Below are 11957 nucleotides of genomic sequence, written 5' to 3'. Positions count from 1 at the left end.
GCCGAGGACGGGGCGGCGGGACGGGGGCTGCCGAGTATCATTGCCGCGTTATGGCACGCATCTACGACTGCTCCGTCGACACGGACCTCCTCACCGGCACCCGGCTCGCGCGAACGGCGATCGGACGCGGTGAGCTCGTCGTGCTGCCGACCGACACGGTCTACGGAGTCGCGGCCAACGCCTTCGACGCCGCGGCCGTGCAGCGCCTGCTCGACGCGAAGGGGCGGACGAGGCAGTCGCCTCCGCCCGTCCTGATCGGCGATGTCGCCGCGCTCGACGCTCTCGCCGAGAACGTGCCGGAGCCGGTGCGCGAGCTCGCGAAGGCCTTCTGGCCCGGCGGGCTCACGATCGTCCTCCACGCTCAGCCGTCGCTCGTCTGGGACCTGGGGGAGACCAAGGGCACCGTCGCGCTGCGGATGCCGAACAACCCCGTCACGCTCGAGCTGCTCGCCGAGACCGGTCCGCTCGCCGTCTCCTCAGCGAACAAGACGGGCCGTCCCTCCGCCACCACCGCGCAGGAGGCCTTCGAGCAGCTGGGCGACGCGGTCGACGTCTACCTCGACGCGGGTGCCGCGGGCACCGGCTACACCGAGCGCCCGGCCGGAGCCAGCGAGTCGTCGACGATCATCGACGCCACCGCTCTGAGCTTCGAGGGCGGGACGCTGCGCATCCTGCGCCAGGGCGTCGTCTCGGCGCAGAGCATCCGCGACGTCGTCGGGGACCTGCTGCCCGACGAGTCGGCGCAGGTCACCCCCGCTCCGGTGGTCGCCGAGGCGGAGCCCACGGGGGAGTCGTTCGACGCCTCGCTGCCGATGGAGCCCGAGGTCGAGCAGCCCGCTCCCTCCGCCCGGCCCGACTGGGCCTCGGGCGCGCGCCTGCAGGACGAGCCGGCGGCGAGCGGCACCGCGCGCCCCGACTCCGCCCCGGGTGAGTAGCCCGTGATCGCCTTCGTCCTGGTCTCGCTCGCGTGCGCGGGCGTGACCTTCGCGCTCTCGTTCATCATCTGGAAGCTCGCGCTCAGGTTCAAGCTCTACCCGAAGATCAGGGTTCGCGACGTCCACACGCGGCCCACGCCGCGCCTCGGCGGAATCGCGATGTTCCTCGGGATGGTCGTCTCGTTCGGCATCGCCTCGCAGGTGCCGTACTTCCGTCTCGTCTTCGCGAATCCCGAGCCGATCCTCGCGATCCTCGGGGCCAGCCTCCTCATCGTGCTGATCGGCGTGGCGGACGACATCTGGGACCTCGACTGGACGACGAAGCTCGCCGGGCAGCTGATCGCGGCCGGGCTGATCGCCTGGAAGGGCGTGCAGATCGTCTCGCTGCCGATCGGCGGCCTCACGGTCGGCTCGCCCTGGATGTCGCTGATCATCACCGTGCTGGCGATCGTCCTCGTCACCAACGCCCTCAACTTCATCGACGGGCTCGACGGACTCGTGGCCGGAGTCGCCCTGATCGCGAACGGCGTCTTCTTCCTCTACAGCTACCTCCTGGTCCAGCGCACCTCGCCGACGGACTACTTCAACCTCGCGTCGCTCATCGCGGTGGTGCTGGTCGGCGCGTGCGCCGGCTTCCTGCCGATCAACTGGCGCCCCGCGCGCATGTTCATGGGCGACGGGGGAGCGCTGCTCGTCGGCATGCTCATGGCCACGGCGGCGGTCGCGGTCACCGGTCAGATCGACCCGGCGCAGCTGAAGGCCAAGGAGTTGCTCCCGGCGTTCATCCCGATCATCCTGCCGTTCGCGATCCTGATCGTGCCGCTGATGGACTTCGGCCTCGCCGTGTTCCGCAGGCTCCGCGCCGGCAAGTCGCCCTTCAGCGCCGACCGGAAGCACCTGCACCACCGGCTCCTCGACATGGGCCACTCGCACCTGCACGCGGTCCTCATCTTCTACTCCTGGACCGCCGTCATCGCCTTCGGCTGCCTCCTGATCTTCGTCGTCGACGTGATCTGGATCCCGCTGGCGTTCCTCGGCGTCGGCCTCGTCGCCTGCACCGTCGTCACCCTCGCTCCGCTGAGCCGGCGCAAGCGGCTCGAAGCCGCCGCCCAGTCGGCGGAGGCGTCGCCCGTCCTCGATCCCCTCGACCGCGCGTCCGCAGCGGACCCGGTCGACCCTCCGGTCGGCCTGCCGCTCGGCCGGGACACCGCAGCGCCCTCGACGGCGCGGAAGGAAGCATCATGACCGGAGACATCCCGGCCACCACCCGCCCCCAGCCCGCCTCGGTGCCGATCCTGCGCCGCACCCTCGTGCTCGGCGGCGCGTTCATCGCCGCTCTCGCCGTCGTCGGTGCGATCATCGGCGCCCTCGTCGCCGGGGGAGAGGGCGCGATCGGCGCGCTCGTCGGAGCGGTCATCGGCGGAGTGATGGTCGCGCTCACGGCAGTCAGCATCCTGGTCGCCAACCGGCTCGACATCGGCGGCTTCTTCGCCGTCGTGCTCGGCATGTGGTTGGCGAAGTTCGTGCTGTTCGTCATCGCCGCACTGGTCCTCCGCGACCAGCCGTGGCTGAACAGCACGGCCATGTTCGTGACGATCATCGTCGCAGTGCTCGGCTCGCTCGCGATCGACGTCCTCGTGGTGTCGCGCTCGCGGATGCCGAACGTGAGCGACATCGCCAGGTGAGCGCCACCCGTGCGCTTTCTGAGAGCGACACGATTCGGCTCTCAGGCCGTTCTGTTGCTACAGTAGGAACGAATCCGCAGGCGAACGTGTGCCCGTCCTCAGGTCGTCTCATCGTTGATGTCGGTCGTCGAGTACGAACGCCGTCCGAGCGGAAAGACCCCCACCTTTCGTCGTCGCGAGAGCGTTGTGTCCGAATGATGAAGATCATCCGGCTGCCGCGTGCCACGCCCCGAATTCCAGGAGCTAGCGCTGTTTGCTAACGCTGTGACCCTGTTGGTCTCTGCCTCGACCGGTGAGAGTGACTTCCACACCCCGTCGATCTCGGAGTTCTTCCCGCCCGGTTTCCTCTTCGAGGGAACCCCTTTCGAGATCAACCGCGTCATGCTGGTCCGCTTCATCGCGGTCATCGCGCTGATGCTGTTCTTCTGGCTCGGGACGCGCAAGATGCGCATCGTGCCGGGACGCTTCCAGAGCGTCGTCGAGATGGCCTTCGACTTCGTGCGCGTCACGATCGCCAAGGACATCCTCGGTGAGAAGGACGCCCGTCGCTTCCTCCCGATCCTCGTGACGATCTTCTTCGCGATCATCGCGATGAACCTCACGGGAATCGTGCCGTTCCTCAACATCGCGGGAACGTCGGTCGTCGGGATGCCGCTCTTCCTCGGTCTCGTGGCCTACGTCACGTTCATCTACGCCGGCATCAAGGACCGCGGGATGGGCTTCTTCAAGAACGCCCTGTTCCCGCCCGGAGCGCCGTTCCTGATCTACTTCATCCTCACGCCGATCGAGCTCCTGCAGACGTTCATCATCCGTCCGCTCTCGCTCGCCCTCCGACTCGTGATGAACATGATCGTCGGACACCTCCTGCTGGTGCTGTGCTTCTCGGCCACGCAGTTCTTCCTCTTCAGCTCGCAGGTCGACCCGGGCTTCAAGCTCTTCGGTGTCGTGACCTTCGCCTTCGGAGGCGCTTTCACGCTCTTCGAGCTGCTCGTCGCCGTCCTCCAGGCGTACATCTTCACTCTCCTCGCAGCGGTCTACATCCAGTTGGCCGTCGCCGAGGAGCACTGACACCACAACTCACGGGCTCCCACCCGTTCACACGATCACCCCACTGAAAGGACCCACTCGTGGACTCAGTCACCGTTCTCGCCGAACTCACCGGCAACATCGCGACGGTCGGTTACGGCCTCGCAGCGATCGGCCCCGGCATCGGTGTCGGCATCGTCGCGGGCAAGACCGTCGAGGCCATGGCGCGCCAGCCCGAGATGGCCGGCCGCCTCCAGACCACGATGTTCCTCGGCATCGCGTTCACCGAGGTGCTCGCCCTCATCGGCCTCGCCACCTACTTCATCTTCGCGGCGTAGTCGTGTTCAGCACCGCTGTGAACATCGCTGCGGAAGAAGGTGACGTCCCCGCGGTCATTCTGATCCCGGAGTTCTACGACTTCTTCTGGTCGGGGGTGATCTTCCTCATCCTCCTGTTCTTCTTCTGGAAGCTGGTTCTGCCGCGCATCCAGAAGATGCTCGACGCGCGGTCCGCCGCCATCGAGGGGAACATCGCCAAGGCCGACGAGGCTCAGCGCCAGGCGGAAGCCGCTCTCGAGAAGTACACCGCTCAGCTCGCGGAAGCGCGTGCCGAGGCAGGAGTCATCCGCGAGAAGGCCAACGCCGACGGCAACGCGATCGTGGCGGCGAAGAAGGAGCAGGCTCAGGCCGAGGCCGAGCGCATCCTGCACAACGCGCACGCCCAGATCGAGGCGGACCGCCAGTCCGCCGTCGTCGCCCTGCGCTCCGAAGTCGGAACGCTCGCCATCGATCTCGCCTCCGGCGTGATCGGCGAGAGCCTCAACGACGACGCGAAGGCGTCCGCCATCGTGGACCGCTTCCTCGCCGACCTCGAGGCCTCGGAGAAGGCGAACAGCTGATGGGGAGCGCGTCACGACAGGCTCTGGCCTCCGCGAAGGCGGAGCTCTCCGCCTTCCACGGCCACGTGTCGCTCGAGGCGGCTCAGCAGCTCTTCGAAGCGGCCCGGGTCATCGACTCGCAGGCGCAGCTTCGCTCGGCCCTCTCGGACCCGAGCGTCGAGGCGGCGAGCAAGCGTGCCCTCGTGGCCCGCGTGTTCGCCCCCTTCGACGTCGCTGCCAAGCGCCTGCTCACCGTCATCGCCGGACACCGCTGGTCGAGCCCGAGCGACCTAGTCGCCGGGATCGAGGAGGTGGGGGTCCGTGCGATCGCCTCCTCCGCACCCGAGGGCGTCTCGATCGAGCGCGAGCTGCAGATGTTCGGCGCGGTCGTCTCGTCCGACGCCGGACTCGAGCTGGCACTCGGCAGCAAGCTCGCCGCCGCCGACTCGAAGGTGTCGCTCATCCAGCGGCTCCTCGAGGGCAAGGCGTCGGCCGAGACGCTGGCGATCCTCCGGCAGCTGATCGCGCACCCGCGCGGTCGCCGCGTGCCGGAGCTCGTCCGCTTCGCCGCCGGCGTGGTCGCCGACCAGGGCGGCTTCACCATCGCCACGGTCTCGGTCGCCTCGCCGCTCGCTCCGCACCAGCTCGACCGGCTGCGGACCGCCCTCTCGCGGCAGTACGACCGTCCGGTCTCCGTCAACATGCTCGTCGACCCCTCCCTCCTGGGCGGGATGCGGCTGCAGGTCGGCGACGAGGTCATCGACGGGACCGTGTCCGCACGGCTCTCCGACCTGAAGCTCCAGCTCGCGTCCTGACGGGCGCACGTATCCTCAGGGGGCGGCTCGCGCCACTCCCGCTCCCCGCACCATCCAGGTCAGGCCCCGACGACCTCTTCGGCTCGCACGGACCCAACGAATAGGAATTCCCATGGCAGATATCACCATCAGCCCGGATGAGATCCGCGACGCGCTGAAGGACTTCGTCTCGTCGTACGAGCCGGGCAAGGCCTCCACGACCGAGGTCGGCTACGTCATCGACGCCGCCGACGGCATCGCCCACGTCGAGGGACTCCCCGGCGTCATGGCCAACGAGCTCATCCGCTTCTCGAACGGCGTCCTGGGCCTCGCCCAGAACCTCGACGAGAACGAGATCGGCGTCGTCGTCCTCGGCGAGTTCTCCGGCATCGAGGAGGGCATGGAGGTCACCCGCACCGGCGAGGTCCTCTCCGTCCCCGTCGGCGACGGCTACCTCGGCCGCGTGGTCGACCCGCTCGGCAACCCGATCGACGGACTCGGCGAGATCGCCTCCGAGGGCCGCCGCGCTCTCGAGCTCCAGGCTCCCGGCGTCATGTCGCGCAAGTCGGTCCACGAGCCGCTGCAGACCGGCATCAAGGCCATCGACGCGATGATCCCCGTCGGCCGCGGTCAGCGTCAGCTGATCATCGGCGACCGCCAGACCGGCAAGACGGCCATCGCGATCGACACGATCATCAACCAGAAGGCCAACTGGGAGTCGGGCGACACCAACAAGCAGGTGCGCTGCATCTACGTCGCCATCGGCCAGAAGGGCTCGACCATCGCCTCGGTGAAGGGCGCGCTCGAGGACGCCGGAGCCATGGAGTACACGACGATCGTCGCGTCCCCGGCCTCCGACCCCGCCGGCTTCAAGTACCTCGCCCCCTACACCGGCTCGGCCATCGGCCAGCACTGGATGTACGGCGGCAAGCACGTCCTGATCATCTTCGACGACCTGTCGAAGCAGGCCGAGGCGTACCGCGCCGTGTCGCTCCTCCTGCGCCGCCCGCCGGGGCGCGAGGCGTACCCGGGTGACGTCTTCTACCTGCACTCCCGTCTGCTGGAGCGCTGCGCGAAGCTGTCCGACGAGCTCGGCGCCGGATCGATGACGGGCCTCCCGATCATCGAGACCAAGGCGAACGACGTCTCGGCGTACATCCCGACCAACGTGATCTCGATCACCGACGGCCAGATCTTCCTGCAGTCCGACCTCTTCAACGCGAACCAGCGTCCCGCGGTCGACGTGGGCATCTCGGTCTCGCGAGTCGGCGGTGACGCTCAGGTCAAGTCGATCAAGAAGGTTTCGGGAACGCTCAAGCTCGAGCTCGCCCAGTACCGCTCGCTCGAGGCCTTCGCGATGTTCGCGTCCGACCTCGACGCGGCGTCCCGTCGTCAGCTCGCCCGCGGCGCACGCCTGACCGAGCTGCTCAAGCAGCCGCAGTACTCGCCGTACCCCGTGGAGGAGCAGGTCGTCTCGATCTGGGCCGGCACGAACGGCAAGCTCGACGAGGTGCCCGTCCCCGACGTGCTGCGCTTCGAGCGCGAGCTGCTCGACTACCTGGGCCGCAACACGCAGGTCCTCTCCACGCTGCGCGACACCAACGTGCTCTCGGACGACGTCGTCGCCGAGCTGTCCCGTGCCGTCGACGGCTTCAAGCTCGAGTTCCAGACCGGTGAGGGCAAGCCCCTCGCCTCGGTCGGGCGCGAAGAGCACCAGGCGATCTCGGCCGACGAGGTCGGCCAGGAGAAGATCGTCAAGGGCCGTCGCTAACAGCGGCACCCCGGCGATTCGTCACACAAGGACTACAGGAGACACATGGGAGCGCAACTTCGGGTCTACCGGTCGAAGATCCGTTCGGCCCAGACGACCAAGAAGATCACTCGGGCCATGGAGCTGATCTCGGCCTCGCGCATCCAGAAGGCGCAGAACCGCGTCGCCGCCGCGGCTCCGTACTCGAACGCGATCACGCGGGCCGTGTCGGCCGTCGCGACCTACTCGAACGTCGAGCACCCGCTCACGACCGAGCGCGAGAAGCTGGACACGGCCGCGATCGTGATCTTCACCTCCGACCGCGGACTCGCAGGAGCCTTCTCCTCGAGCGTGCTCAAGGAGGCGGAGGAGCTGGCCTCGCTGCTGCGCAGCGAGGGCAAGGAGGTCGTCTTCTACCTGGTCGGCCGCAAGGCGAACGCGTACTTCTCGTTCCGGAAGCGCCCCAGCGTGCGCGTCTGGACCGGAGGCACCGACCAGCCCGTGTTCGAGACGGCGAAGGAGATCGCCGACGCGGTCGTCGAGTCGTACAACCTCGATGACGAAGAGGGCGGCGTGGACGAGATCCACCTCGTGTACAACCGCTTCGTCAGCATGGTCACCCAGCAGCCGACGGTCGTCCGTCTGCTGCCGCTCGAGGTCGTCGAGGGCGCGGAGGACCAGAACAGCGACCTCTACCCGCTGTACGAGTTCGAGCCGGACCCCGAGACGGTCCTCGACCGCCTCCTCCCGGTCTACGTCGAGAGCCGGATCTTCAACGCGATGCTGCAGTCGGCGGCGTCGGAGCACGCAGCGCGTCAGAAGGCGATGAAGTCGGCGAGCGACAACGCCGACACGCTGATCAAGACCTACACGCGTCTCGCCAACAACGCCCGCCAGACCGAGATCACGCAGCAGATCGCGGAGATCGTCGGCGGCGCGGACGCCCTGTCGTCCGCCAAGTAGACGGCTCTCCTCCCCAGACACGAAACTCCGCGCCCCGGGTGCGGTGAGACCAAGAAGGAAGAAGCAATGACACTGACCGCACCTGAGGCGGCGACCGGGACGTCGGGCGGGGCCATCGGCCGCATCGCCCGCGTCACCGGCCCCGTCGTTGACATCGAGTTCCCCCACGACGCGATCCCCGAGGTCTACAACGCGCTCTACACGCACGTCGAGGTCGAGGGCGTCTCGAGCAAGCTGACCTTCGAGGTCGCGCAGCACCTGGGCGACGACCTCGTCCGCGCCATCTCGCTCAACCCGACCGACGGACTCGTCCGCGGTCAGGAGGTGCACGACACCGGCCTGCCGATCTCGGTCCCCGTCGGCGACGTGACCAAGGGCAAGGTCTTCAACGTCATCGGAGAGGTGCTCAACGCCGACGCCGATGGCAAGATCAACGGCGAGTCGTTCGAGATCACCGAGCGCTGGCCCATCCACCGCAAGCCGCCGGCGTTCGACCAGCTCGAGTCGAAGACGGAGCTGTTCGAGACCGGCATCAAGGTCATCGACCTCCTCACCCCGTACGTTCAGGGCGGCAAGATCGGTCTGTTCGGTGGAGCGGGCGTCGGCAAGACCGTCCTCATCCAGGAGATGATCCAGCGCGTCGCGCAGGACCACGGTGGAGTGTCGGTGTTCGCCGGTGTCGGCGAGCGCACCCGTGAGGGCAACGACCTCATCGCCGAGATGGAGGAGGCGGGCGTCTTCGACAAGACCGCCCTCGTCTTCGGCCAGATGGACGAGCCGCCGGGAACCCGCCTCCGTGTCGCCCTGTCGGCGCTCACGATGGCGGAGTACTTCCGCGACGTGCAGAAGCAGGACGTGCTGCTCTTCATCGACAACATCTTCCGCTTCACCCAGGCCGGCTCGGAGGTGTCGACCCTGCTGGGCCGCATGCCCTCCGCGGTGGGCTACCAGCCGAACCTCGCCGACGAGATGGGTGTGCTCCAGGAGCGCATCACGTCGACCCGCGGACACTCGATCACTTCGCTGCAGGCGATCTACGTCCCCGCGGACGACTACACCGACCCGGCGCCGGCGACCACGTTCGCGCACCTCGACGCCACCACCGAGCTCTCGCGCGAGATCGCGTCGAAGGGCCTGTACCCGGCCGTCGACCCGCTGACCTCGACCTCGCGGATCCTCGACCCCCGCTACCTGGGCGCCGACCACTACCGCGTGGCGACGAACGTGAAGCAGATCCTGCAGAAGAACAAGGAGCTGCAGGAGATCATCGCGATCCTCGGTGTCGACGAGCTCTCCGAAGAGGACAAGATCACGGTGTCGCGTGCGCGCCGCATCCAGCAGTTCCTCTCCCAGAACACGTACATGGCGAAGAAGTTCACCGGCGTCGAGGGATCGACCGTGCCGCTGAAGGACACCATCGAGTCGTTCGACGCGATCACCAAGGGCGAGTTCGACCACGTGGCCGAGCAGGCGTTCTTCAACGTCGGCTCGATCTCGGACGTCGAGGAGAAGTGGGTCCAGATCCAGAAGGAGAACGGCTGATCATGGCCGGGACCCTGAAGGTCAGCGTCGTCTCCGCCAACGCGGAGGTGTGGTCGGGAGAGGCGAAGCAGCTCACGGCCCGCACCGTCGAGGGCGAGATCGGAATCCTCGCCGGGCACGAGCCGCTGCTGGCGATCCTCGCCAGTGGTGAGGTCCGCGTCACCGCGGTCGACGGTTCGCGCATCACCGCGCAGGCCGATGACGGATTCCTGTCCGTCGAGAACGACGTCGTCACCGTCGTCGCCCGCGAGGCGGCGCTCGTCTGAGACACCGCCGCTCACCGCGGCACCGGAGGGGCCGGGCGATCATCACGATCGCCCGGCCCCTCCGTCGTGCGCCCAGCGGGGCGCGAGCAACCGAAGGAGCACCGTGCACGTCCTGCTGCCGCCGTCCGAGACCAAGCGCCCCGGGGGCGCTCTTGCGTTCGCCTTCGAGGCGCTCGCGTTCCCGGAGCTCTCGTCGCTCCGACGCGAGCTGCGCGACGCGCTGGTCGAGCTCTCGGCCGATCGCGAGGCGTCGGCCCGGGCTCTGAAGCTCAGCCCGCGGCAGAGCGGGGAGATCGAGCGCAACGCGGAGCTTCCCCTCGCTCCGGCGATGCCGGCGATCGACCGGTTCGACGGAGTCCTCTACGACTCGCTCGGTGCGGAGACCCTCGACGGGGCGGCGCGATCGTTCCTCGCGCGGACGGTTCTCATCCAGTCGGCGCTCTGGGGTCCGGTCGCCGCGCTGGACCCCATTCCCGCCTACCGGTTGTCGCACGACTCCCGGATCCCGGGGAAGCCGCTCAAGAGGTGGTGGGCCGGGTCGGCGGGCGCGGCGCTGTCCTCGCTCGAAGGTCTGGTGCTCGATCTCCGGAGCGAGGCCTACGCGGCCCTCGGCCCGCTGGCGAGCGGGGAGGGCCGGTTCTTCGTCCGGGTGCGTTCGCGCGGCGCCGACGGGCTGCTCCGCAACCTGAACCACTTCAACAAGTTGAGCAAAGGGCTCTTCGTGCGGGCGCTCGCGGAGGACGCCGTCGAGACCGACTCGCTCTCGGAGCTCGCGGCGTGGTCGGCGGGCAGAGGATTCGAGCTCTCCCTGAACGAGTCGACGGGCGAACTGGATCTGGTGGTTCCCGAGGCCTGACTCAGCCGAGCGCGCGGAAGCAGCCCCTCACGTGGTCGTCGACGATGCCGGCCGACTGCTGCAGCGCGTACATGGTGGTGGGGCCGACGAAACGGAACCCGGCCTTCCGGAGCGCTCGGGCGAGAGCCAGCGAGGACGCGGTCCTCGTGGGGATCTGATCGAGGGAGACCGGTGCCGAGGCCGTGCGCTCGTCCGGGAACGACCAGACGAGGCGATCGAGAGCGCCCTCGCCGTCGCGCTCGCGCAGCGCCACGACGGCCTGGGCGTTCTCGATCGTCGCGATGATCTTGGCGCGGTTGCGGATGATGCCGGTGTCGTCCATCAGCCTCTCGACGTCGTCGCCGTCCATCCGAGCCACGGCGTCCGGCTCGAAGTCGTGGAAGACCTGTCGGAACCTCGGTCTCTTGCGGAGGATCGTGATCCACGACAGACCGGCCTGGAATCCTTCCAGGCAGATCTTCTCGAAGAGCGGGCGGTCGCCGTGGAGCGGGAACCCCCACTCCTCGTCGTGGTAGCGGCGGTACTCCGGGTCCTCGCCCGACCAGGCGCAGCGGGCGAGGCCGTCCTCGCCGACGAGGACGCCGTCGGCCGTCGTCATCGGTGGGGGATCCCCTCATGATCGAGCAGCCAGGCCTTCGTCGGCACGCCCTCGCCGCCGCTGTAGCCCGTGATGCGCCCGTCGCCCGCGAGCACGCGGTGGCAGCCGATGATGATCGGGATCGGATTGCGACCGACGGCTCCTCCGATCGGGCGCCCCGCTCGAAGCCGCCCGGTGGCGGCGCCCAGGGCCCCGTACGAGGTGATCTCCCCCCAGCCCAGACCCTGCAGCGCCCGCCAGATCTCAAGCTGGAAGACCGTGCCGCGCAGGCTCAGAGGCAGATCGAAGGTCGTGCGGGTCCCGGTGAAGTACTCGTCGAGCTGGGTCACGGCCGCGTCGAGGACGGGATCGTCCGACTCGCGGAGGTGGTCGTGGGGGAGCTCGTCGGCTCTCGCGATCGCGAGCGACACAAGGGACTCGCCGTCAGAGCCCACCTCGATCCTGCCGAGGGGGCTCGTCGTGCGGCGGACGAGGAGGGGAGTCGTTCTCATGCCACGAGAGTACCGACGGGTCCCCGCCGCGACCGGCGGGAATCGGACATCGGTGCACAGGTCGGGCGGAGGGCGTGTGGGGAGGAGCCAGGGGAGTGCGGTGTGGCGCCGCACGCGCTCATCGGAGAAGAGGGCGCAGCGGGCGGCCGGGACTCCTCCACAGGAGCGCCTTCG

The 11957-nt window shown here is 68.4% G+C and carries 13 protein-coding genes and 1 pseudogene; 12 read left to right on the top strand and 2 right to left on the bottom strand.

The features are described 5' to 3' along the window. Window positions 1–50: 50 nt before the first annotated feature. From IOC53_RS03285 to IOC53_RS03230, 12 genes and pseudogenes are all read left to right on the top strand, one after another. Window positions 51–737 (top strand): annotated as a pseudogene (locus tag IOC53_RS03285) (L-threonylcarbamoyladenylate synthase); the annotation flags it as partial. A gap of 201 nt (window positions 738–938) precedes the next feature. Next, window positions 939–2180 (top strand): MraY family glycosyltransferase, encoded by a 1242-nt coding sequence (locus IOC53_RS03280; protein WP_207402961.1) that lies wholly within the window; start codon window positions 939–941, stop codon window positions 2178–2180. Further along, the gene (locus IOC53_RS03275) at window positions 2177–2620 is read left to right on the top strand and encodes a hypothetical protein (RefSeq protein WP_207402960.1); all 444 of its coding nucleotides are present in this window, start codon (window positions 2177–2179) and stop codon (window positions 2618–2620) included. The genes IOC53_RS03280 and IOC53_RS03275 overlap by 4 nt, the downstream gene beginning before the upstream one ends. 264 nt (window positions 2621–2884) lie before the next feature. Then, entirely contained in the window at window positions 2885–3688 is an 804-nt protein-coding gene (gene atpB / locus IOC53_RS03270; RefSeq protein WP_207402959.1) for a F0F1 ATP synthase subunit A, read from the top strand. 59 nt (window positions 3689–3747) lie between these two features. Next, window positions 3748–3984 carry an ATP synthase F0 subunit C gene (locus tag IOC53_RS03265; RefSeq protein ID WP_055794702.1) on the top strand — a complete coding sequence of 79 codons (237 nt, stop codon included), beginning with the start codon at window positions 3748–3750 and terminating at the stop codon, window positions 3982–3984. A gap of 2 nt (window positions 3985–3986) precedes the next feature. Continuing rightward, complete coding sequence (locus IOC53_RS03260) at window positions 3987–4544, top strand: F0F1 ATP synthase subunit B (RefSeq protein WP_307786053.1); 558 nt, start codon at window positions 3987–3989, stop codon at window positions 4542–4544. Continuing rightward, complete coding sequence (locus IOC53_RS03255) at window positions 4544–5338, top strand: F0F1 ATP synthase subunit delta (protein WP_207402958.1); 795 nt, start codon at window positions 4544–4546, stop codon at window positions 5336–5338. The genes IOC53_RS03260 and IOC53_RS03255 overlap by 1 nt, the downstream gene beginning before the upstream one ends. Before the next feature lie 112 nt (window positions 5339–5450). After that, complete coding sequence (gene atpA / locus IOC53_RS03250; RefSeq protein ID WP_207402957.1) at window positions 5451–7088, top strand: F0F1 ATP synthase subunit alpha; 1638 nt, start codon at window positions 5451–5453, stop codon at window positions 7086–7088. A 45-nt stretch (window positions 7089–7133) separates the two neighbouring features. After that, the gene (locus IOC53_RS03245; protein ID WP_077223375.1) at window positions 7134–8030 is read left to right on the top strand and encodes a F0F1 ATP synthase subunit gamma; all 897 of its coding nucleotides are present in this window, start codon (window positions 7134–7136) and stop codon (window positions 8028–8030) included. Window positions 8031–8096: 66 nt separating this feature from the next. After that, entirely contained in the window at window positions 8097–9572 is a 1476-nt protein-coding gene (gene atpD / locus IOC53_RS03240; protein WP_055794692.1) for a F0F1 ATP synthase subunit beta, read from the top strand. A gap of 2 nt (window positions 9573–9574) precedes the next feature. Further along, entirely contained in the window at window positions 9575–9838 is a 264-nt protein-coding gene (locus tag IOC53_RS03235) for a F0F1 ATP synthase subunit epsilon (RefSeq protein ID WP_207402956.1), read from the top strand. Between the two features lie 103 nt (window positions 9839–9941). Then, a complete protein-coding gene (locus tag IOC53_RS03230; RefSeq protein WP_207402955.1) occupies window positions 9942–10694 on the top strand; it encodes a YaaA family protein in 753 nt (250 codons plus the stop codon). Window position 10695: 1 nt separating this feature from the next. Here the strand turns inward: IOC53_RS03230 and IOC53_RS03225 are convergent, their stop codons facing one another. Both IOC53_RS03225 and IOC53_RS03220 read right to left on the bottom strand, forming a co-directional pair. After that, window positions 10696–11292: a DNA-3-methyladenine glycosylase I gene (locus tag IOC53_RS03225; protein ID WP_207402954.1), complete on the bottom strand. Its 597-nt coding sequence runs from the start codon at window positions 11290–11292 to the stop codon at window positions 10696–10698. Continuing rightward, window positions 11289–11783, bottom strand: coding sequence for a methylated-DNA--[protein]-cysteine S-methyltransferase (locus IOC53_RS03220; protein WP_207402953.1), 495 nt, complete (start codon window positions 11781–11783; stop codon window positions 11289–11291). Before IOC53_RS03220 ends, IOC53_RS03225 begins: the two co-directional genes overlap by 4 nt. Between the last annotated feature and the right edge of the window lie 174 nt (window positions 11784–11957).

This window comes from Rathayibacter sp. SD072 (assembly GCF_017355185.1).
Taxonomy (GTDB): domain Bacteria; phylum Actinomycetota; class Actinomycetes; order Actinomycetales; family Microbacteriaceae; genus Rathayibacter.
Note: the sequence above shows the minus strand (reverse complement) of the source record. Positions and strands in the feature narration are given on the sequence as shown.

What these genes read in the sequence shown, in the direction of transcription:
- IOC53_RS03275 (WP_207402960.1), top strand. Translation starts at nt 2,177, where the DNA reads ATGACCGGAGACATCCCGGCCACCACCCGCCCCCAGCCCGCCTCGGTG.
- IOC53_RS03245 (WP_077223375.1), top strand. Translation starts at nt 7,134, where the DNA reads ATGGGAGCGCAACTTCGGGTCTACCGGTCGAAGATCCGTTCGGCCCAG.
- IOC53_RS03255 (WP_207402958.1), top strand. Translation starts at nt 4,544, where the DNA reads ATGGGGAGCGCGTCACGACAGGCTCTGGCCTCCGCGAAGGCGGAGCTC.
- IOC53_RS03235 (WP_207402956.1), top strand. Translation starts at nt 9,575, where the DNA reads ATGGCCGGGACCCTGAAGGTCAGCGTCGTCTCCGCCAACGCGGAGGTG.
- atpD (WP_055794692.1), top strand. Translation starts at nt 8,097, where the DNA reads ATGACACTGACCGCACCTGAGGCGGCGACCGGGACGTCGGGCGGGGCC.
- IOC53_RS03220 (WP_207402953.1), bottom strand. Translation starts at nt 11,783, where the DNA reads ATGAGAACGACTCCCCTCCTCGTCCGCCGCACGACGAGCCCCCTCGGC.
- atpA (WP_207402957.1), top strand. Translation starts at nt 5,451, where the DNA reads ATGGCAGATATCACCATCAGCCCGGATGAGATCCGCGACGCGCTGAAG.
- IOC53_RS03225 (WP_207402954.1), bottom strand. Translation starts at nt 11,292, where the DNA reads ATGACGACGGCCGACGGCGTCCTCGTCGGCGAGGACGGCCTCGCCCGC.